This window comes from Salinispora fenicalii (genome assembly GCF_000514815.1).
Taxonomy (GTDB): domain Bacteria; phylum Actinomycetota; class Actinomycetes; order Mycobacteriales; family Micromonosporaceae; genus Micromonospora; species Micromonospora fenicalii.
This window is the reverse complement of record NZ_AZWQ01000022.1, coordinates 23,693-43,727: the sequence shown is the minus strand read 5'-3', so window position 1 is coordinate 43,727 and position 20,035 is coordinate 23,693. Positions and strand designations below refer to the sequence as shown.

Genomic DNA, 20,035 nt, shown 5'->3' with positions numbered 1-20,035 from the left:
GGGCATGACGGAGACCCCGCACCCCCTGTACGACAGGCACGCCGACACCCTCGACCGGGCACTGACCGCCATCTCGCAGCGCGGGTACTGGTCCGCCTACCCGGAGTCGCCCAGCCCGCGGGTGTACGGCGAGACCGCCGCCGACGACGGCAAGGCGGCCTTCCAGGCGTACCTCGGTCGTGACTTTCCCCTTGACCAAGCCGGTGCCGGGAGCACGGTCCGGACCGAGGTCAGCCCCTTCGGCGTTGACCTGGGAGTCGGCTACCCGCACGTGAGCGCCGACCACCTCACCACCGCCGCCGCCACGGCACTGCCGTCGTGGCGGGACGCCGGCCCTCGGGCCCGGGTCGGCGTCTGCCTGGAGATTCTGGATCGGCTGCACCGCAACATCTTCGAGCTGGCCAATGCGGTGCAGTTCACCAGCGGGCAGGCGTTCGTGATGGCCTTCCAGGCGGGTGGGGCGCACGCGTTGGACCGGGCGTTGGAGGCGCTCGCCTACGCGTACGCGGAGATGACCCGGCACCCGGGCACGGCCGGCTGGGAGAAGGCGGCGGGCAAGGGCGACCCGCTGCGGATGACCAAGACCTTCCACGTGGTGCCGCGGGGCGTCGCGCTGGTGATCGGCTGTAACACCTTCCCGACCTGGAACTCGTATCCGGGGCTCTTCGCCTCGCTGGTCACCGGCAATCCGGTGATCGTCAAGCCGCACCCGCGCGCGGTGCTGCCGCTCGCGATCACGGTGCGGTACGCCCGTCAGGTGCTCGCCGAGGCCGGCTTCGATCCGAACCTGGTGCAGCTTGCTCCCGAAGCGCCGGGCGAGAAGCTCGCCTCCACGCTGGCCCAGCATCCGGCGGTACGGATCGTCGACTTCACCGGCTCCTCCGAGTACGGCGACTGGCTGGAGGCCAACGCCCGGCAGGCGCAGGTCTACACCGAGAAGGCCGGCCTGAACGCGGTGGTCATCGACTCCACCGACGACTTCAGCGGAATGTGCCGCAACCTGGGCTTCACACTGACCCTCTACAGCGGCCAGATGTGCACCACCTCGCAGAACATCCTGATTCCCCGGGACGGCATCGAGACCGACCAGGGGCACAAGAGCTTCGCCGAGGTAGCGGCCGGCATCGCGGCGGCGGTTGGCAAGCTCACCGCCGACCCGGCACGTAGCGTGGAGTTGACCGGCGCGATCGTTAACGACGGGGTGTTGGAGCGACTGGACGAGGTGACCAAGGTCGGTGAGGCGGTGCTGGAGTCCCGTACCGTCACCCACCCGGCCTTCCCCGGCGCGGTGGTCCGGACGCCGACCATCGTCCGGCTGGACGCCGACGACACCGCCACCTACACGCGGGAGTGGTTTGGCCCGATCTCGTTCGTGATCGGGACCGACTCCACCGGGCACAGCCTGGAACTCCTGCGCGCCACGGTGGGCGAGCAGGGTGCGTTGACCGCGGCGGTCTACTCGACCGAGGAGGCGGTGCTGGACGCGGCCGAGACGGCGGCGGTCGAGGTCGGGGTGCACCTGTCGGCGAACCTGACCGGAGGCGTCTTCGTGAACCAGTCGGCGGCCTTCTCCGACTACCATGGCAGCGGCGCCAACCCGGCGGCCAACGCGGCTCTCACCGACGGTGCCTACGTCGCCAACCGGTTCCGCATTGTGCAGAGCCGTCGTCACGTCTGAGTAAGACCTACCGCTCAGCGACTGCGGCGCTCGCGAGCGTGGCGCGCTCCTCGCGTTCCTGACGTGCACGGCGGGCAGTTCCGGGCGGGCGACACCTGTGAGTTGTTGCCCGCCCGGCGCCAGGCCGACCTCGAGTCGAAGACGAGCTAGGGCTTGCGAGCGATGCCGGCCCAGTAGTAGGCGGCGTGCGGGTCGGCGGGCGGGCCGTCGTCGGGCTGCCAGGCCGCCACCGGGACGATTCCCGGCTCCACCAACTCCCAACCCTCGAAGAACCGGGCCACCTCGTCGTGACTGCGGGCCACGAGGGTCATGCCGCTGTCAACGGCAGCGTCAACGGCTGTCTTGACGGCATCCGGGTTGAAGTCGCCGGTCGGATGGGTGATTGCCACGTAGCTACCGGACGGCAGGGCGTCCATCAGTACGCGAATCTTGCGCCACGGGTCCTCGGCGTCCTCGAGCAGCATCAGGGTCGCGACTATCGTCAGTGCGACCGGCTGGTTAAGGTCAAGCACTTCGCGCAGCTTCCGGTGGTTGACAATCAACTCCGGCTCACGCAGGTCGGCGTGGATGTACTCGCTGCGCCCCTGCTCGGTGCTGATCATCAGCGCCCGGGCGTGAGCCAGGACGATGGGATCGTTGTCGACATAGACCACTCGGGTCTCCGGGGCGATCTGCTGGGCTACCTCGTGCAGATTCGGCCGGGTGGGGATGCCGGTGCCGACGTCCAGGAACTGCCGCACGCCCGCCTGCCCGACCAGGTAGCGGGCCACGCGGTGGACGAACCGACGGTTTTCGGCGGCCATGGACCGCAGCGTCGGGATCGCTGATATCAGCGCCTCGGCGACGGCCCGGTCAGCGGCGAAGTTGTCCTTGCCCCCGAGCCAGTAGTCGTAGATCCGCGCGGAATGGGGCACACCGTTATCTATCGTGGACGATTTGGTCCGCTGCTGATCTGCCGTAGCCGGGTTGCTGCTGGGCACGGTCACCTCCTACTAAGGATACTCGTGGAGCGGGCGGCACTCAGCCTAGCCGGACATCGACACCAGCGGCATTCCTGGAGCTCGGTGTGGTGGTGGTCCGGGTTCAGGCCGGGCGGCGCATCTGTAGCTCGGTGAGGGTCGGGATCGTCGGGTGCGGGAGGCGGCGGCCGGTGTCGACGAACCCCAACCGACGGTACGCCCGGTAGGCCCGCTCGTTGCCGACCACGACCTCCAGCATCAGCTCCGGACGACCGCAGGCGCGGGACCAGCCGGCCACCGCGTCGATCAGGTCGGGGAGTAGTCCGCTACCCCGCCAGGACGGGGTGATGTACACGGCGAAGACGACGGTGAGCCCTGGTTCGTCCGGAGTCACCGTGCCCCCGGCATGTCCGACCAGTCGGCCGCTTGGGTCCGCCACGAACTGCGCGCTGGTGATGCCCGCCGAGGTGTACGCGATGCGCGCCGCGTAGTCGGCGTGGGGGCGGGCTGCCGCGTCGGCGATCGTCTCCAGGAAGGCCAGCGGTGCGTCGGCGAGCATTTCCAGTCGCAGCGCCCGCATTCGGGCCGCGTCGGCTGGCTGGATTCGACGGACCCGCGCCCGCCGGGTCGACGCCGGCCCCGGGTCGGGTTCGCCAGGCCCGCTCGTCATGTCGGTTATCTATCACAGCGATGCCCGACGATGGGATCCACGCAGCGTATGTCCGATTTGTGGTCGTGCGCCGCCGTCACGCCTCGTGTAGCGTGCGATTTCGGTCACCGGTTCAGCGGCCGCCGCCGATCGTCGAACCGGTACCGCCCGCTGGTCGGCGTGCCGGCGCGGCCGGGGTGAGTGGAGTCGCAGAGTTAGGAAGTGCACCGTGGCACAGGGCACCGTGAAATGGTTCAACGCCGAAAAGGGCTACGGCTTCATCGCCGTTGACGGGGGGCAGGACGTCTTCGTCCATTTCTCTGCTATCGAGATGGACGGCTACAAGGCGTTGGACGATGGTCAGCGGGTGGAGTTCGAGATCGCCCAGGGTCAGAAGGGCCCGCAGGCCGAACGGGTGCGCGTCGTCGCCTGAGCGACTGGCGCTGCCTCGGGGACGACCGGCGTAACGGTCGTCCCCCAAAATCATCGTCGCCCAGCCGGCCGACTCGGGCTGGCGGGCGGTCCGATCACGCGGCTCCCGCTGGGCCGCTGTTCGTTCGTGACACGCCTCTCGCCGTGTTGGTGCTCCCGTGCTTGACGCGGCTCCCGCTACGCTGCTGAATCTTCGCCGCAGCGGTCCCGGCGTCGCATTGTCACCTCCCGAGCCCTACCTGAGGTAGCAGGTAGGGCTCGTTGCCGTGGCTGCCACACCGTCGGCGTACGAGGGGCTGGTGAACGTCGCTCAACGGGCGGTGGAACTCGACTGCCCTGGGCCATCGTGCTTGCACTCGGCAAGGGGGAGTGCTAAACAGGTCTTGGCACTCGCATACCGTGAGTGCCAATGGTCGGGGCGGGAGGGCCACGGTTGCAGCGGCGTCGCGAGACGCGGGTGCGGCAGCTGGCCGGTCGTCGCGGGCTATCCGGCCCGGCCGACGGACGTCGCCGTCGCCAGGTGGCGATGTCTGAAGGTGCGTAACCAGGCGGCCCATCCGGGAGACACCCTCTCGGGTGGCCCGTGAGTGTCCAGGAGGACAACGCCGTATGGCCAAGATGATCGCGTTCGACGAGGAAGCTCGCCGCGGCCTCGAGCGGGGCATGAACCAGCTCGCTGACGCCGTGAAGGTGACCCTCGGCCCCAAGGGCCGCAACGTCGTGCTCGAGAAGAAGTGGGGCGCTCCCACCATCACCAACGATGGTGTGAGCATCGCCAAGGAGATCGAGCTCGAGGACCCGTACGAGAAGATCGGCGCTGAGCTGGTCAAGGAGGTCGCGAAGAAGACCGACGACGTCGCCGGTGACGGCACGACGACGGCGACCGTCCTGGCCCAGGCCATGGTCCGTGAGGGCCTGCGTAACGTGGCCGCCGGCGCCAACCCGATGGCCCTGAAGCGGGGCATCGAGACCGCGGTCGCCAGCGTCTCGGAGGAGCTGCTGAAGCTCGCCAAGGACGTCGAGACCAAGGAGCAGATCGCCTCCACCGCCTCCATCTCCGCTGGTGACCCCAGCGTCGGCGAGATCATCGCCGAGGCGATGGACAAGGTCGGCAAGGAAGGTGTCATCACCGTCGAGGAGAGCAACACCTTCGGCCTGGAGCTCGAGCTCACCGAGGGTATGCGCTTCGACAAGGGCTACATCTCCGCGTACTTCATGACCGACCCGGAGCGGATGGAGGCCGTCTTTGACGACCCCTACATCCTGATCGTCAACAGCAAGATCTCCTCGGTCAAGGACCTGCTCCCGATCCTGGAGAAGGTCATGCAGTCGGGCAAGCCGCTGCTGATCATCGCCGAGGACATCGAGGGCGAGGCCCTGGCGACCCTGGTCGTCAACAAGGTCCGGGGCACCTTCAAGTCCGTCGCCGTCAAGGCCCCGGGCTTCGGTGACCGCCGCAAGGCCATGCTCGGTGACATCGCCATCCTCACCGGTGGTCAGGTCATCAGCGAGGAGGTCGGCCTCAAGCTGGACGCCGTCAGCCTCGACATGGTGGGCCGCGCCCGCAAGGTCGTGGTGACCAAGGACGAGACCACGATCGTCGACGGTGCCGGCGACGCCGAGCAGATCCAGGGCCGGGTCAACCAGATCCGGGCCGAGATCGACAAGAGCGACTCCGACTACGACCGGGAGAAGCTGCAGGAGCGGCTGGCCAAGCTGGCCGGCGGCGTTGCGGTGATCAAGGTCGGCGCGGCCACCGAGGTCGAGCTGAAGGAGCGCAAGCACCGCATCGAGGACGCCGTTCGCAACGCGAAGGCTGCCGTCGAGGAGGGCATCGTCCCGGGTGGTGGCGTCGCGCTGGTGCAGGCCGGCAAGACCGCCTTCGACAAGCTCGACCTGACCGGGGACGAGGCGACCGGCGCCCAGATCGTCAAGATCGCGCTGGACGGCCCGCTGCGGCAGATCGCCGTCAACGCCGGCCTCGAGGGTGGCGTTGTCGTCGAGCACGTCCGTGGCATCGAGGCCGGCCACGGCCTCAACGCCGCGACCGGTGGCTACGTGGACCTGATGGCCGCGGGCATCATCGACCCGGCCAAGGTGACCCGTTCGGCGCTGCAGAACGCATCGTCGATCGCGGCGCTCTTCCTCACCACCGAGGCCGTCGTGGCGGACAAGCCGGAGAAGACCCCGGCTGCCCCGGCTGGCCCGGGCGGCGGGGAAATGGACTTCTGAGTCCAGTTTTCGCGAATCAAAGGGGCGGGCCGGTCGGCGGCCCGCCCCTTTGCGTGTTCAGGTCGGCAGCTGCCGTTGGTTGCGCCGTTTCTGCGTCTGGTCGTACGGCTGGGGTGCCTGGACTGGCTCGTCCACGACCGTCACCGGTTCGTCGGCAGGCGGTTCGTCGGTGCCGTCCATCTCCGCCCGCTGCTCGGCGTCGCCGAAGTCGAGGCGGTCGAAGGGCAACGGCGGCCCGGGCTGTTCATCGTCCGTCGTCATGTGGGCCTCCTCCACCGACACGGTAGGGGCCGTTGCCGGCTAATGCGGGCGAATGACGCTATCGGATGATCTGTCCTATTAGCCCGTTATTGCTTCCCGAGGTCCCGCCGGTACCCGAAGAAGACCCGCTCGATCCAGGCGCCCGCGCTGCCCGAGTAGAACCGAACCGGCCCCACCCAGCCGATCTGCGCCCGGGTGATCCCCGCGGCCCGCTGGTCGGCGAGGCAGCGCCGCAACAGCACCCCACCGATCCCGGACCCCGCTGCGGTCGGCGCAGTGCCCATCGGGCCGAACCAACCCGGCCGGGATGAACCCCAGGCGGCGAAGCCGAGGAGGTCGCCGTCGCGTTCGGCGAGATGGCAGCCGGCCCGGTCCCGGCCGATCGACTCGGCCACCTCCGCGGCCCAGGTGCCCTCGAAGGTCCCCGACGCGAAGGCCGTCAGCGCCGGCAGATCCGCCGGCTCCGCCCGCCGCACCGACACCCCCTGACCCGCCAGCCGCTGCTCCGCTGGTGCCGTCGTCCGCAGCGCTGGGCTCTCGGCACAGGAGAGGTCGGCGGTCATGTTCCAGGCCGTGCTATCCCGGGCGTACCCCAGCGCCTCCGCCGCGCAGATCGCCGGCGTGTAGCGCACATCGATACCGGGCCAGGCATAGTACGGCGGGTTGCCCGCCAGCCGTACCTCCCTCGCCCCAAGCCCGGCGAGCTGTTGCTCCGCGCGCGACACCAGCGCCCGCGCCACACCCCGTCGCCGGTGCGTCGACTCCACCGCGACCAGGTCCACATGCGCGGCTGAGCTGCTTGGCGCGGAGAGCGAGCCAAGCAGCACGCCGATGAGCCGGTCGTCCCGGTACGCGCCCAGCGCAACGACGGGCCGGCTCGCGACCGCCCGGGGCCAGAGCGTCTCCACGATGGCCCCCGCCTCGGCGGCATCGTCCGGCAGATCCAGGGACCGGCCGCACAGCTCGATCACGGCCGGCAGCTGCTCCGGCGTCAGCTCGATGACCAACAGGTCCATGGACGCTGACCCTAGGCCACCAGAGCACTGTTGTTAAGAAGGTTCCCTACCGTCGTGCACGAGACACGCGCCCGCCTACCAGGGCGGCCGGTCCGGTCGGCGGAAACCTCGGCCTACGCGTGTCGTTCAGCCTCGGGCGGCGCGGACGGCGGCGTACGCGTCCACCAAGCCGGCGCCCGCTACCTGCGCCTCGTCGCCGCACCGGTCGCCGTCGACGCGGACCGCGGTGGCGGTCTCGGTCAGGATCTGGCGGGTCCGAGGTAGGTCTCCGATCAACGCCGGGTTGGCCGACCACATCAGCGCCGCCACCCCGGCCACCTGCGGAGTCGCCATCGACGTGCCGCTGAGCGTGCCGTACCCGCCACCCGGCAGCGCGCTGAGCACCTCCGCGCCCGGAGCGACCAGGTCCGGCTTGGTGCCGCCGTCGAGGCCCGGGCCGCGCGAGGAGAAATCGGCCACCCGTCGCTGCCGGTCGACCGCGCCGACGGTCAGGACATCCGGGTGGAAGGCCGGGGGATCCTCGATCGAGCCACAACGGGGCCCGGTGTTGCCGGCGGCGACCACCACGAGGATCCCCGCAGCGGCCAGGGCGGCAACGGCCGGCTCAAGTGCCCCGGAATCACAGCCCTCCAGCGCGGGGCAGGCCCACGAATTGGTGAGAATGTCCGGCGCGCGGTGTGGGCGGCCGTCGCGGAACGGATCCCCACCGATCGGGAAGGGCGCCAGCATGAACTGGAGGCAGTCCAGATAGAGCGCGGGGTTGCCGAGGTTCCGGTCCAGATTGACGCAGCCGGTCCAGGTGGCTCCGGGGGCGACCCCGACTCCGTCCCGACCGACCGCGCTGCCGAGCGTGTGGGTGCCGTGCCCGCCTCGGTCCCGCGGAGCTGAGGTGGCGTTCCAGGGGTCGAACCACGAGTCGGCACCGCCCCGGAAGCCGGCCGCCAGTCCCGGGTGGGTGCCATCCACCCCCGAGTCAGAGCTGCCCACGGTTACCCCCGTACCGGTGATCCCCAGCTGGGACCAGACCCGGTCGGCGTTGATCAGTCGGATGTTCCACTCCGCGTCCCGTGGTGGCGCGGCATCCCCCTGGGCGACGGGGGCGGGCGCAGGCAGTGGGCGGACCCGCTGATTGACCAGCACTCGATCCACCTCGGGACGATCCGCCAACCAGGCCCGCACCAGCGGCCCGCCGTTGACCTCGACCGCGTTGACCAGGTAGTAGGGCGTGTGGCTTAGCCGGAATCGGCGTAGCTCCCGGCGCAGGTCGGCCTGCGTCCGCTCGGCGGTCTCCACCAGCCGCTGGTAGACCTCGGCGGCCCGGCGGTCGCGACCGGCCCGCCCGGTGGCGGCGGGTACGCCGCTCAGGTCGGCTTGCTCCCGGAGCACCACGAAGAGCCGCTCGCCGTGCAGCCCGGGCTGCCCCGGCCCGACCGCTACCGCCCCGGTCGCCACCAGCAGGGCGGCCGCCGCCACCCCGGCCACCGTTCGACTGGGCCGGGCGCCGGGACGTCGGACGAGCGTCACCCCGTACCCGATGGCGAGCAGGACCGCGACCGTGCCGCCGACAGCGGTGGCGAGCACTACCCAGAAGGGCACGTCCCGGGGGTCGGCCAGCACCAAGCTGACCTCTTCCGGGTCGGCCCAGGCGAGCGGGCCGAAGACGCTCAGCCCCACCAGCGCCGCCGCGGCCGCCCCGACGCCGGTCGCGCTCCGCCGGGCGGCGTCGGCCAAGGCCGCCAGCGCGAACCCGGCCGGCGGCAGCGTCAGCAGCAGCGGCAGCTGGGCCCCGGACTGCCCGACTCCCGCCCCGAGCAGCAGTAGAACGACGCCGGCGACCAGACCGCCCACCAGCACCAGCCGGCCTGGTCGGGACGGAGCGTCGGCGCTGCGGCGGGACCAGAGCGCGGCGGGCAGGAGCGTGGCGGCCAGCCCACCGACAGCCGTGGCGGCGAGTGCGGCGAGCAGCGTCTCCAGTAGCCCACCGAGCGCGCCGACCCAGACCCACGGCAGCAGCAGGGCCAGCCCGCCGGTGAGCCCGAGCAGCGTCACCGGGGCGGGACGCGGGGAGCGCCGCTGGTGCCGGTCCGACTCGCCTTCCGGGCCAACCGGTGTGATCCGGTCCGACTCGCCTTCCGGGCCAGTCGGTGTGATCCGGTGGGCGACAAGCCGGCGGATGAGCAGGGCGGCCAGCCCGGCCGTGCCGGCGAGCATCGCCAGATACGCCTCATGCTGCACCGGCGGCAGCGCCCGCGGCAGGCTCAGTGCGCCGAAGACCAGCAGACCCACCAGCCAGAGCTGGCCGACCGTGCGGACCTCGCGGGAGCGGGGCAGCAGGGTGAGCAGCAGGGTGGGGATGCCGGCCAGGGCCACCACCGCGACAGTGGTCACCGGCCAGAGCCAGACCAACCGGTCCACGCCCAGCAGGAGCAGGAACTGGTCGGTCAGCCAGCCGCCGAGCTGAGTGATCACGGTGAGGCCGACGATCCACAGGCCGACGAAGACGGCGGCGACCACCGACGCGGGGCTGCTCCGCGGTGGGCCGGCCGGGCTCGGGAGGGGGTGGGCTGGCCAGGATCCGGGCTGCACCGGCACACCGTACGTTGTCGTCGGATTCGCCGCAGTGCGTCGTCGGATTCGCCGCCGTACGACTTCGAACCACCGTCGGCCGGCGCTGGGACGGAGGGTCCCGGAATTCGCTGCTGCCCTGGCCGGGACGGGGAGGGCTACCGTGGAGGCGTGCGTGACCCGAATGTGTCCCGAGTGACGGCCAGCCAGCTCTCTCCGCAGCGGCGTACTGCCGACCTGCGCAGCCTGGCGGCCGAGCACTTCGATGTCCTGATCATTGGCGGCGGGGTCACCGGCGCTGGCGCCGCTCTGGACGCCGCCTCGCGTGGCCTGAAGGTCGCCCTCGTCGAGGCGCGCGACTACGCGGCCGGCACGTCCAGCCGGTCCAGCAAACTGATCCACGGTGGCCTGCGCTACCTCGAACAGCTCGAGTTCGGCTTGGTGCACGAGGCGCTCACCGAGCGGGGCCTGCTGGCCACCCGGCTCGCGCCGCACCTGGTCCGCCCGGTGTCGTTCTTGGTGCCGCTGCCCGGCGGCGGGCTCCGGGACCTGCCGGCCCGGACGCTGCGCCGCTCCTACTACGGCGCGGGCGTGGCCGCGTACGACGCGTTCGCCGGTGTCTTCGGCGGCGGCCGGGGGATGCCGCTGCACCGACACCTGACCCGAGAGGGAGCCCGCCGGACCTTCCCGAGTCTCAAGGCGGAGGGGCTGGCCGGTGCGATCCGCTACTACGACGGCCAGGTCGATGACGCGCGGCTGGTGGTCACCCTCGCCCGGACCGCGGCCAGCCTCGGCGCGACCGTGGTTACCAGCGCCCGCGCCGTCGGTCTGATCCGGCAGGCCCGTGAGGTGACCGGGGTTCGCGTGCGGGACCTGGAGGCGCCGGCGGACTCCCCGGAGGCCGAGTTCGAGGTGCGGGCCCGCACCGTGATCGCGGCGACCGGAGTGTGGAGCGACGACATGTCCCGGATGCTCGACGACGTCGGGCTACGCCCCCGGGTTCGGGTCCGGGCCTCGAAAGGCGTGCACCTGGTGGTGCCCCGATCGGCGATCACCGGCGAGACGGGGCTGATCCTGCGGACCGCCACCAGCGTGCTCTTCGTCATCCCCTGGGGTGGGCACTGGATCATTGGTACGACCGACACCGACTGGCGGCTGGACCGCTCCCACCCCGCGGCCTCCGCCCGGGACATCGAGTACCTACTGGCACAGGTCAACACCGTCCTGGACCGGCCGCTGACCACCGCCGACATCGAAGGGGTGTACGCGGGGCTGCGACCGCTGCTGGCCGGCGAGGCGGACTCCACCTCCAAGCTGTCTCGGGAACACGCCGTGATTGAGCCGATGCTCGGGCTGCTGCTGGTCGCCGGGGGCAAGTACACGACGTACCGGGTGATGGCCGCGGACGTGGTCGACCGGGCGGCTTACCGGCTCGGCGCGGCCCGGCGGTCGCGTACGGCCGACCTGCCGTTGCTCGGCGCCGACGGGTACTCGGCGATGTGGCGGGACCGGGCGGACCTGGCCCGCCGGCACGGGGCGCCGGTCGGCGTCGTCGAGCATCTGCTGGAGCGGTACGGCAGCCTCACCCTGGAGCTGTTGGCCCTGATCGACGCCGACCCGTTGCTCGGCTCGCCGTTGGCCGGCGCGCCGGAGTACCTGGCCGCCGAGGTGACCTACGCGACCCGGGCCGAGGGGGCGCTGCACCTGGAGGACGTGCTGGACCGGCGGACCCGGATCTCCATCGAGACCGCGCACCGTGGCCTGGAGTCCGCCGAGCACACCGCGGAGCTGATGGGCGCGGTGCTCGGCTGGAACGCCGAGGCCCGAGCCCGGGAGGTGGCGCACTACCGGGCGCGGGTGGCGGCGGAGCGAAACTCACAGCTGATGCCGGATGACGCGACGGCCGACACGGCCCGGCTCGGTGCACCCGATGTCCGTGGCTTCGCCGCCGACCGGGGGGACGGGGATTCGGTGGAGAGCGCCGCCCCCTCCCCGTAGCCCCGGCGCCGAGGTCAGCGCACCTTGCCCGGTTGACCAGGCCCGTCGGGTCAGAGCACCTTGCCCGGGTTGAACAGGCCCGTCGGGTCCAGCGCCGCCTTGATCGCCTCGTGTACCCGGATCCCGACCGGGCCGACCTCCTCGGCCAGCCACTCCCGCTTGAGCAGGCCGACTCCGTGTTCGCCGGTGCAGGTGCCCCCCAGTTCGAGCCCCAGCCGCATGATTTCGTCGAACGCGCGTCGTCCCCGGTCGAGGCTCGCCGGGTCCGCCCGGTCGACCACGATGTTCGGGTGCAGGTTGCCGTCTCCGGCATGACCCACCACACCGATCGGTACGTCGCACTCGGTGGCGATCCGCGCCACCCCGTCCAGCATGGCGGCCAACGCGCCGCGCGGCACCGCCACGTCGTCAATGACCAGGCCGCCGTTCCCATCCGGGTACGTCTCAGCGGCGAACCGCTCCATCGCCGGGTGTGCCAGGCGGCGCGCCTGTAGCAGCGCTGCGGCCTCGGCCGCGTCGGTGGCCGCGTACACCTCGTCGGCGCCGGCCGCCGTGCAGACGGCCGTGAGCGCGGCCAGGTCGTCGGCGGCGCGCGCGCCGGTGTCAACGGCGGCCAGCAGCAGCGCGGCCGCATCCCGGCGCAGGCCCATCGGCCGGTACGCCTCGATGGCGCACAGGTGCGTCTGGTCGAGCAGTTCCAGCAGGCTGGGGGAGAGGCCCTGGGCGGCGATCTTCGCCACCGCGGCCCCCGCGGCGGTGGTGCTCGGGAAGACCGCCACCATGGTCAACGACTCCGCCGGCGCGGGCCGCAACGCGACAGTCACCTCGGTGAGCACACCGAGGGTGCCCTCGGAGCCGACGAAGAGGCGGGTCAGGTCGTACCCGGCCACCCCCTTCGCGGTACGCCGTCCGGTGCGCAGCACCTCGCCGGAGGCGAGCACCACCTCGAGGCCGAGCACGTACTCGGTGGTCACGCCGTACTTCACGCAGCACATGCCACCGGCGTTGGTGGCGACGTTCCCGCCGATGGTGGACGATTCCCAGGAGCCGGGGTCCGGCGGGTACCACAGCCCGTGCTCGGCGACCGCGGCACCGAGGGCCGCGTTGATCACTCCGGGTTGCACCACGGCGATTCGGCTGACCGGATCGATCTCCAGGATGGCGGTCAGGGCCGAGGTGCTGATCACCACGGCGCCGTCCACCGCGTTCGCCGCGCCCGCCAGCCCGGTCCGGGCGCCCTGCGGCACCACCGGTGCCCCGTGCCGCGCCGCGGCGCGTACCACCGCCGCCACCTGGGCGGTGTCCCGGGGGCGGGTGACCACGAGTGGCGTACCGGCGGTACAGAGATCCGCCTCGTCCCGCTGGTGCGCCCGAAGCAGGTCCGGGTCGGTCAACACCGCGTCGTCACCGAGCGCGGCCCGCAGCTCGTCGAGGAGGGGACCCATGAGCCGAGGCTACGACCCGCGCCACCCGGCCCCGAACCCGCCCTCGCGCCCGGCCTCAAACCTGTCCTCGCACCCGCCCCCAAACCCGTCCTTGTACCCGGCCCCAAATCCGTCCTCGCGCCTGTCTCTTCCCGTTCCGCCCGCACTGGCCCGTTGTCGGTCCGTTCCGGGCGCGCGGTACGGAACCCGCCGCGGGGAGGATTCGACCGGGTGTGGTGTGGGTAGTACCCGCCGTGGCCCGGGACGAGCGACCTTCGCTGGTGTAGCGACTCGGTCGCGGGATGGCGGTGGTATGGACATCGACGGCGCCCGGATCGCGGCGACGGTGCAGCGGCTGCGCCATCGTGGTCAGGCGACTCTCCAGGACCGGGTGTCCCGGGTCCGTGCGACGTTGGTGCTCTCCGTGCAGGCGGGACTCGCCGCCGGCATCTCCTGGCTGGTGGCGCATGAGCTGCTGGGCAGTCCGCAGCCCGTCTTCGCACCGATCTCGGCGGTCGGTACCCTCGCCGTCTCGGTTGGCCAGCGCTTCCGTCGAACGATGGAGCTGATCGTCGGGGTGGCGGTCGGGGTGGCGGTCGGCGACCTCCTGATCTTTTTGTTGGGCACCGGGCCGTGGCAGCTCTGTCTCGTGGTGACCTCGGCGATTCTCCTGACCGTCTTCGCCGGCGGGAGCGTCGCGATCCTGATCCAGGCGGCGGCGACGGCTGTCCTGATCGTCACGCTCAGCCCGGCCGGGCACAACCTGGAGATTCCGCGGTTCCTGGACGCGTTAATCGGCGGTAGCGCCGCGCTACTGGTGACCGCACTGCTGCTACCGCTGAACCCGGTACGGGTGCTCAACCGGGCGGCCCAGCCGGCGTTGGACCTGCTCGCCAACCAGCTCGACGCGACCGCTGACGGGATGCGAAAACGGGACCGGGACAAGGTAGAACGGTCGCTGGAGGAGCTCCGTGACCACAAGGAGGAGGTGGCGTCGTTCGACGAGGCGATCCAGGGCGCGAAGGAGACCGCCACGCTGTCCCCCGCGCGTTGGCACCGCCGCGACGAGTTGACCCACTATGCGGAGGCGGCCGACCCGATCGAACGGGCGATTCGAAACGCCACCACGCTGACCCGGCGTGCCATCACCCTGGTCGAGGACGCGGAGCCGATCCCCGACCCGATGCCGGCCTCGATGGTCCACCTCGCTGAGTCGGTGCGGCTGCTCCGGCACCAGTTCGCCGTCGGCGAGGAGCCGGAGCGGGCCCGCGAGCGGTCGCTGCGCGCGGTCAGCGAGGCCGCCCGGGCGTACACCGAGGGCGTGGGTTTCTCCGGCAGCGTGGTGGTTGCCCAGGTGCGTACCGTCGCCAGCGACCTCCTGGTCGCCTCCGGGATCACCCAGGAGGAAGCGAACCGCCTGGTTCGCGAGGCCTTCGGCGACCTGAAGAAGAACAAGCGCGTGGCGAAATCGGAGCAGTCCGAGGGGCAGTCTGAGCAGTCCAAGCCGTCTGAGGGGAAGTCGGAGCAGCCTGAGCGGAAGTCGGAGCAGCCTGAGCGGAAGTCTGAGCAGCCCGAGGGGCAGTCGGAGCAGTCCGAGGGGAAGCCGGAGCCCCCGTCTGCGGCTGGCTGATCCAGCGAGGCGTGGGTCATGATCCCCGCCGCCGTCACGACGAGCCGTCCGGCAACCGTGGGTCACTCGAGCGTGGCGAGTGCGGCGAGCAGTTGGTCCACGTGTTCCCGGGTGCTACCCAGCCCGATACTCGCCCGCAGTGCGGTCGCCGGCAGGTCCTTCCGACCGCTGCGGGCCGACGCCTCGGTGAGTAGCCGCCGGGCGAACGGGTGGGCGCAGAACAGTCCGTCGCGTACCCCGACCCGGTGCCGGCGGGCCAGGTGGGCGGCGACCTCGGCCGAGTCCCGGCCGGCCAGCACGAACGAGACGATCCCCACCCGCGGTGCGGCCGGCCCGAAGGAGTGCAGCTCAACTGCGTCCGGCAGCTCGGCGAGGCCCGCCCGCAGCCGGTTCAGCAACTGCTGCTCGGTGTCGTGCAGCGCAGCCCGGTCGGCGTTGGCGAGGGCGTCACACACTGCGGCCAGCGCTACCGCGCCGAGCAGGTTCGGCGTGCCGGCCTCGTGCCGCGCCGGCCCGGCCACCCACCGGACGTCGTGGGTCGCGACGCCGACGTGGCTGGTCGCGCCACCACCGGCCAGGTACGGCGGGGCTGCGTCCAGCCAGTCGGCCCGCCCGATGAGCACTCCCGCGCCGAACGGCGCGTACAGCTTGTGACCGGAGACGGCCAGGTAGTCCAGATCGAGGGCGCGGACGTCAACGGGGGCGTGCGGGGCGAGCTGCGCCGCGTCCACCGCGATCCGAGCCCGGTGCCGCCGGGCCACCTGCGCCAGTTCGGCCACGGGCCACCGCTCGCCCGTCACATTGCTCGCACCGGTCACCGCGACCAGCACCGGCGGCTCGCGGTCGGTGCCCCGGCGCAGCTCGCCGAGGGCGGCGTCGAGCGCGCGTACCGCACCGGCGGGGTGCTCTGGCATGGGCAGCCGGACCGGCCCGCGCGGCCAGGGGAGCAGGTTGGCGTGGTGCTCGCCGCCGAACGTCACCACCGTGGTGCCGGTGGGTAGTGCGCGGGCCAGCAGGTTGAGTGCGTCCGTCGTGTTCCGGGTGAAGACGACGTGGTCGTCGGGGCGGGCGCCGAAGAAGTCGCCGACCGTCTGCCGGGCCTGCTCATAGGCCAAGGTGCAGTGCTGTGACAGGGCCCCGGCGCCCCGGTGCACACTCGCGTACCAGGGCAGCAGCGCGGTCACAGCGTCCGCCGCGGCCTGCGCGCACGGGGCGCTGGCCGCGTAGTCCAAGTTGATCTGACCGGGGACGCCGAGCACGTTGAGTGGGCCGGTGACGGTCGGCGACGGGGCGAGGGCGCAGGTCATCAGGGCTTCTCCGGAGTCAGGGACCCCAGGCGGGTGGGCGGGGTCCGCGCTTGCCCGACGCGCGCCGCGCCCGGCCCGGTCATCACCCGGGGCACCCCACCGCGAACCTCGACGAGGGTTGCCGGCCAGCAAGCCGGGGCTTGTCGCTGGCGCTCGTGACCTGCAATGCAGTCTAGCGCGCAGCGGTGTGGCCGGCCGGGCGGGTCGGTGGTGACTACGCTGACGGAATGGCCGACACCCCGCCCGGCGCGCCCCCGCCGACCACCGCCGCACCGACGGCCACTCCGCAGATGCCGTCCCGCCGCCGAAACTGGCGTCGTTTCCTCGTCCTCGCCGGGGTGATCCTGCTGATCGCGGCCTCCGCCGTGTTCATGCTCTGGGAACTAGGCGAGAGCCTTGGTGTGGACGCGCTGCTGATTGGTGTGGTCGCGGCGGTTCTTCCGGTCCCGGTGCTGGTCGCCTGCTTCCTCTGGCTCGACCGGTACGAGCCGGAGCCGCTGCGGTACCTGGTCTTCTGCTTCGCCTGGGGCGCGTTCGTGTCCACCGCGGCGTCATCGACGGTCAACGGCTTCTCCGCGACCTGGTTCGAGGCGGCGGGTCTGCCGACCGCGCTCACGGCGGTGTTGGTCGCGCCTTTCATCGAGGAACTGACCAAGGCGCTGGGGCCGATCCTGCTGCTGATCTTCCGGCGGCGAGAGATCTCCGGAATCACCGACGCTCTGGTCTACTGCGGGCTCTCCGCGATCGGTTTCGCGATGGTGGAGAACATCCTCTACATCGGCGGGCTCGGATATCGGGCGGGCGTGGATGAGTTTGGCCCTGCGACCGGCACGCAGCAGGTCATCGCGATCTTCACCCTTCGGATCCTGCTCTTCGGATTCGCCCACCCGCTGTTCACCTCCATGACCGGGGTGGGGCTGGGAATCGCCGCCCGTAGCGCCGACCGGCGGGTGCGGGTGCTGGCCCCCGCGGCCGGCCTACTGCTGGCGATGATGTTGCACGGTGCCTGGAACCTGCTGCCGACGTTGACTCAGGCCACCGGGGAGCTGTTGATTCAGCTCTACGGCCTCATCGGCGTGATGGTGCCGATCTTCTTCGGCATGGTTGGGCTGGCGATCTGGCTGCGATCCTGGGAAGGGCGACTTACCGAGCGGATCCTGCCCGCCTACGTCCGCTCCGGCTGGCTCACCCCGCCGGAGGTAGCGACGTTGAGCAGTCTCGGCCGGCGGCACGCCGCCCGGGTGTGGGCCAAGCGGGTCGGTGGCGACCAGGGGCGGAGGGCGATGGCCGGCTACCAGTTCGCCGCTACCCGGCTCGCGCTGCTGCGCGACGGGATGCGTCGTGGGCTGGACGACCGCCCAGCGCAGCGGGAGCGGGCCGTGGCCGAGGAGCGGCACCTGCTGGAGCTGATCAGCGGCTACCGGGCGTTCTTCGTCGGCCGGGATCCGCGCGCCCCCGCTGGGGTATGGGACGGGCACCGCTACCATCTCCGGTTCCCAGATGGGTCGCAACGTGCGGTAGCGGCCCCAGAGGAGCCGGTGGTGCCGATCCCGGTCGTGCTAGCGCCGCCCGCTCCGCCTGGCTATCCGGCTCCGCCTGGCTATCCGGCGTCGTCCGGCCACTCGATGCCGCCTGGCTATCCAATGCCACCCGGCTATCCGGTGCCGCCTGGCTACCCCACTCCGCCTGGCTATCCGGCGCCGTCCGGCTACCCCACTCCGCCCGGCCATTCGGTGCCGCCCGGCTATCCGCCACCGCCCGCCTCCGGGCCCCCCGGCCAGGGCTGACCCGGTCCTGCCGGACGCCCGGAGAGGCGTCCGGCAGGACCAGACGGTTACGTCATCAGACTGGTCAGGAAGTCGCCGAGGCCCTGCGCCAACGCCATCAGCACGCCCCCGATCGCTTTGACCAATTCCGCCGCGCCATCAGGTCGGAACGCCATGAAGTAGATCAGGAACGCGATGAAGCCCCAGAACAGCAACTTCTTGAGCAGTACCGGCATCGTCCCTCCCCAGGGCACCTGGTGCGGCTAACTTCCCGGGAAGGAGCGGAGCAAACAGCTACCGGCGGTGGCCGGTGGACTCTGGGCTACAGATAGAGGCCGGTGGAGTCCGGTTCGACGCGTTCGGCGGCGACGGCGTGTACATCCCGCTCGCGCAGCAGCACATATCCGCGGCCGTGCAGCTCGACTTCAGAGCGGTCGTCCGGATCAAACAGCACCCGGTCACCGGAGACGATGGAACGGACGTTCGGTCCCACCGCCACCGCGGCTGCCCAGGCCAACCGCTTACCGACGGCGGCGGTCGCTGGAATCACGATGCCGGCAGTGGAGCGACGCTCACCTTCGCTGCCCTCCATGCGGACCAGCACCCGATCGTGCAGGAGCCGGATCGGCAGACCGGAGTCGAGATTCTCGTCGTTGGTCACGGGGCCAGACGCTACCGTGTCTCGCTCCGCCGCTCGGCCGTGGTTCCCCGGTGGTGACCGCGGGCATCCGGTGACAGATTCACCCCCACGTTTGTTGGGTCAACGGCGTATCCTGTGCGACCTACCGGTGGAGCCGGAGAGCGGGACGCCAGGAGGTGCGCTTGAGCCGTTTCGAGCGGATGCGTGAAGGGCTTCGTCACGCGTACGAGTCGTACCGATCCCGGCGACGATCGGCGGGCCTGCGTGCCGGAACGCCCAGTGCTAGCTCCCCGGCTGCGCCCAGCCCGGCACCAGCCCCACCGCCCCCGCCGGCGGTCAGCGGCGCGGAGACATCCGCGCCGCTGCACAGCTCGACGACCAGCCGGGACGACGCGGATGTGCCGCACGCGCTGCGGGTCGGGGCCGCCTGGTCCTGGCGGCTGCTCGCGATCGGGATCGTCGCGTGGGCCCTGTTGCGGATCGTGGGTCAAATCCGGATCGTGATTATCCCGCTGGCCATCGCGCTGTTGCTGTCGGCGCTGCTGGCCCCGGCCGTTGGCTGGCTGCTCCGGGCCCGGTTCCCGCGGTCGCTGGCGACCGCCGTGGTGCTGGTGGGTGGGCTGGCCGCAGTGGTCGGCACGCTGACGCTGGTGGTCAATGAGTTTATTCAGGGCGTGCCGGAGCTGAGCGCGAAGTCGTCTCAGGGGGTACGTCAGATCCAGGACTGGCTGCGAACCGGCCCACTGCACCTCGACGACCGGCAACTGGACAACTACATCAACGAGGCCGAGAAGTGGCTCAACGAGAATACGGCGGGGTTGACCAGTGGCGCGCTCTCCACTGCGGCCACCCTGGCCGAGGTGCTTACGGGCACGATCCTGGTGCTCTTCGCGACTTTCTTCTTCCTTCGTGATGGCAGCCGAATCTGGCGTTTCCTAGTTCGGCTGATGCCGGTCAACGCCCGCTGGAAGGTCGACGACGCCGGCCAGGCGTCCTGGCAGACGCTCGGTGCGTACGTGCGGGCCACCGTGCTGGTGGCCTTCATCGATGCGCTCGGCATCGGCATCTTCTTGGTGATTTTCGATGTCCCGTTTGCGTTTCCACTCGCCGCGCTGATCTTTCTCGCCTCGTTCATTCCGATCATCGGTGCCACGTTGTCCGGCGGGGTCGCGGTACTTGTCGCCCTGGTGGACAGCGGACCGATCACCGCGTTGATCATCCTGGGTGTGGTGGTTGGCGTACAGCAGCTTGAGGGCCACGTACTCCAGCCTTTGATCATGGGGCGGGCGGTGGCCATCCATCCGCTCGCGGTGATCGTCGGTATCACCGCCGGGGTGGTGCTCGCCGGGGTCACCGGGGCACTGATCGCGGTGCCGTTGATCGCGGTGCTCAACACGGCCGTACGCCGCCTCGCCGCCCGTACCGTCCCGGAGACCCCATCGGACGCTGTCGTCGTCGCGAGCCGGGCCCTCTGATCT

General features: G+C 71.1%; 16 protein-coding genes and 1 riboswitch. Of the genes, 7 read left to right on the top strand and 9 right to left on the bottom strand.

The features are described 5' to 3' along the window. The first annotated feature begins 4 nt into the window (after nt 1-4). Complete coding sequence (gene paaN / locus B116_RS0111975; protein WP_018723808.1) at nt 5-1,678, top strand: phenylacetic acid degradation protein PaaN; 1,674 nt, start codon at nt 5-7, stop codon at nt 1,676-1,678. Nucleotides 1,679-1,824: 146 nt separating this feature from the next. Here the strand turns inward: paaN and B116_RS0111970 are convergent, their stop codons facing one another. Both B116_RS0111970 and B116_RS0111965 read right to left on the bottom strand, forming a co-directional pair. Continuing rightward, nucleotides 1,825-2,664: an SAM-dependent methyltransferase gene (locus B116_RS0111970; RefSeq protein ID WP_018723807.1), complete on the bottom strand. Its 840-nt coding sequence runs from the start codon at nt 2,662-2,664 to the stop codon at nt 1,825-1,827. A 97-nt stretch (nt 2,665-2,761) separates the two neighbouring features. Continuing rightward, nucleotides 2,762-3,307 carry a GNAT family N-acetyltransferase gene (locus B116_RS0111965; protein WP_018723806.1) on the bottom strand — a complete coding sequence of 182 codons (546 nt, stop codon included), beginning with the start codon at nt 3,305-3,307 and terminating at the stop codon, nt 2,762-2,764. A gap of 208 nt (nt 3,308-3,515) precedes the next feature. On the opposite strand from B116_RS0111965, the gene B116_RS0111960 reads away from it, so the two are divergent. Next, a complete protein-coding gene (locus B116_RS0111960) occupies nt 3,516-3,719 on the top strand; it encodes a cold-shock protein (protein ID WP_007073263.1) in 204 nt (67 codons plus the stop codon). Nucleotides 3,720-4,327: 608 nt separating this feature from the next. Beyond that, complete coding sequence (groL, locus tag B116_RS0111955; RefSeq protein WP_018221617.1) at nt 4,328-5,950, top strand: chaperonin GroEL; 1,623 nt, start codon at nt 4,328-4,330, stop codon at nt 5,948-5,950. 57 nt (nt 5,951-6,007) lie between these two features. On the opposite strand, the gene B116_RS0111950 is transcribed toward groL, so the two are convergent. From B116_RS0111950 to B116_RS0111940, 3 genes are all read right to left on the bottom strand, one after another. After that, on the bottom strand, nt 6,008-6,211 hold the full coding sequence (locus B116_RS0111950; RefSeq protein WP_018723805.1) for a hypothetical protein: 204 nt from the start codon (nt 6,209-6,211) through the stop codon (nt 6,008-6,010). Between the two features lie 86 nt (nt 6,212-6,297). Beyond that, nucleotides 6,298-7,227, bottom strand: coding sequence for a GNAT family N-acetyltransferase (locus tag B116_RS0111945; RefSeq protein ID WP_027660226.1), 930 nt, complete (start codon nt 7,225-7,227; stop codon nt 6,298-6,300). A 126-nt stretch (nt 7,228-7,353) separates the two neighbouring features. Beyond that, on the bottom strand, nt 7,354-9,819 hold the full coding sequence (locus tag B116_RS0111940) for a S8 family serine peptidase (protein ID WP_027660225.1): 2,466 nt from the start codon (nt 9,817-9,819) through the stop codon (nt 7,354-7,356). A gap of 159 nt (nt 9,820-9,978) precedes the next feature. Here B116_RS0111940 and B116_RS0111935 point away from each other — a divergent pair, with 159 nt between their 5' ends. Then, nucleotides 9,979-11,790 carry a glycerol-3-phosphate dehydrogenase/oxidase gene (locus tag B116_RS0111935; protein ID WP_027660224.1) on the top strand — a complete coding sequence of 604 codons (1,812 nt, stop codon included), beginning with the start codon at nt 9,979-9,981 and terminating at the stop codon, nt 11,788-11,790. Nucleotides 11,791-11,840: 50 nt separating this feature from the next. On the opposite strand, the gene B116_RS0111930 is transcribed toward B116_RS0111935, so the two are convergent. Beyond that, nucleotides 11,841-13,235, bottom strand: a complete 1,395-nt coding sequence (locus B116_RS0111930) for an FAD-binding oxidoreductase (RefSeq protein WP_027660223.1) — start codon at nt 13,233-13,235, stop codon at nt 11,841-11,843. 292 nt (nt 13,236-13,527) lie between these two features. Here B116_RS0111930 and B116_RS0111925 point away from each other — a divergent pair, with 292 nt between their 5' ends. Then, the gene (locus B116_RS0111925) at nt 13,528-14,844 is read left to right on the top strand and encodes an FUSC family protein (RefSeq protein ID WP_027660222.1); all 1,317 of its coding nucleotides are present in this window, start codon (nt 13,528-13,530) and stop codon (nt 14,842-14,844) included. 62 nt (nt 14,845-14,906) lie between these two features. On the opposite strand, the gene B116_RS0111920 is transcribed toward B116_RS0111925, so the two are convergent. Beyond that, the gene (locus B116_RS0111920) at nt 14,907-16,151 is read right to left on the bottom strand and encodes an aminotransferase class V-fold PLP-dependent enzyme (RefSeq protein ID WP_027660221.1); all 1,245 of its coding nucleotides are present in this window, start codon (nt 16,149-16,151) and stop codon (nt 14,907-14,909) included. 41 nt (nt 16,152-16,192) lie between these two features. Continuing rightward, a riboswitch (SAM riboswitch) is annotated at nt 16,193-16,312 on the bottom strand. A 24-nt stretch (nt 16,313-16,336) separates the two neighbouring features. Here B116_RS0111920 and B116_RS0111915 point away from each other — a divergent pair. Continuing rightward, the gene (locus B116_RS0111915) at nt 16,337-17,938 is read left to right on the top strand and encodes a PrsW family intramembrane metalloprotease (protein WP_027660220.1); all 1,602 of its coding nucleotides are present in this window, start codon (nt 16,337-16,339) and stop codon (nt 17,936-17,938) included. 47 nt (nt 17,939-17,985) lie between these two features. Here the strand turns inward: B116_RS0111915 and B116_RS27830 are convergent, their stop codons facing one another. Further along, complete coding sequence (locus tag B116_RS27830; RefSeq protein ID WP_018723797.1) at nt 17,986-18,153, bottom strand: hypothetical protein; 168 nt, start codon at nt 18,151-18,153, stop codon at nt 17,986-17,988. 86 nt (nt 18,154-18,239) lie between these two features. Further along, nucleotides 18,240-18,578, bottom strand: coding sequence for a GroES family chaperonin (locus B116_RS0111905; protein WP_018221608.1), 339 nt, complete (start codon nt 18,576-18,578; stop codon nt 18,240-18,242). Between the two features lie 179 nt (nt 18,579-18,757). Between B116_RS0111905 and B116_RS0111900 the strand changes: the two genes are divergently transcribed. Next, nucleotides 18,758-20,032 carry an AI-2E family transporter gene (locus B116_RS0111900; protein WP_026321994.1) on the top strand — a complete coding sequence of 425 codons (1,275 nt, stop codon included), beginning with the start codon at nt 18,758-18,760 and terminating at the stop codon, nt 20,030-20,032. Nucleotides 20,033-20,035: the final 3 nt, after the last annotated feature.

What these genes read in the sequence shown, in the direction of transcription:
- B116_RS0111930 (WP_027660223.1), bottom strand. Translation starts at nt 13,235, where the DNA reads ATGGGTCCCCTCCTCGACGAGCTGCGGGCCGCGCTCGGTGACGACGCG.
- B116_RS0111925 (WP_027660222.1), top strand. Translation starts at nt 13,528, where the DNA reads ATGGACATCGACGGCGCCCGGATCGCGGCGACGGTGCAGCGGCTGCGC.
- B116_RS0111900 (WP_026321994.1), top strand. Translation starts at nt 18,758, where the DNA reads ATGCGTGAAGGGCTTCGTCACGCGTACGAGTCGTACCGATCCCGGCGA.
- B116_RS0111920 (WP_027660221.1), bottom strand. Translation starts at nt 16,151, where the DNA reads ATGACCTGCGCCCTCGCCCCGTCGCCGACCGTCACCGGCCCACTCAAC.
- paaN (WP_018723808.1), top strand. Translation starts at nt 5, where the DNA reads ATGACGGAGACCCCGCACCCCCTGTACGACAGGCACGCCGACACCCTC.
- B116_RS27830 (WP_018723797.1), bottom strand. Translation starts at nt 18,153, where the DNA reads ATGCCGGTACTGCTCAAGAAGTTGCTGTTCTGGGGCTTCATCGCGTTC.
- B116_RS0111950 (WP_018723805.1), bottom strand. Translation starts at nt 6,211, where the DNA reads ATGACGACGGACGATGAACAGCCCGGGCCGCCGTTGCCCTTCGACCGC.
- B116_RS0111965 (WP_018723806.1), bottom strand. Translation starts at nt 3,307, where the DNA reads ATGACGAGCGGGCCTGGCGAACCCGACCCGGGGCCGGCGTCGACCCGG.
- B116_RS0111945 (WP_027660226.1), bottom strand. Translation starts at nt 7,227, where the DNA reads ATGGACCTGTTGGTCATCGAGCTGACGCCGGAGCAGCTGCCGGCCGTG.
- groL (WP_018221617.1), top strand. Translation starts at nt 4,328, where the DNA reads ATGGCCAAGATGATCGCGTTCGACGAGGAAGCTCGCCGCGGCCTCGAG.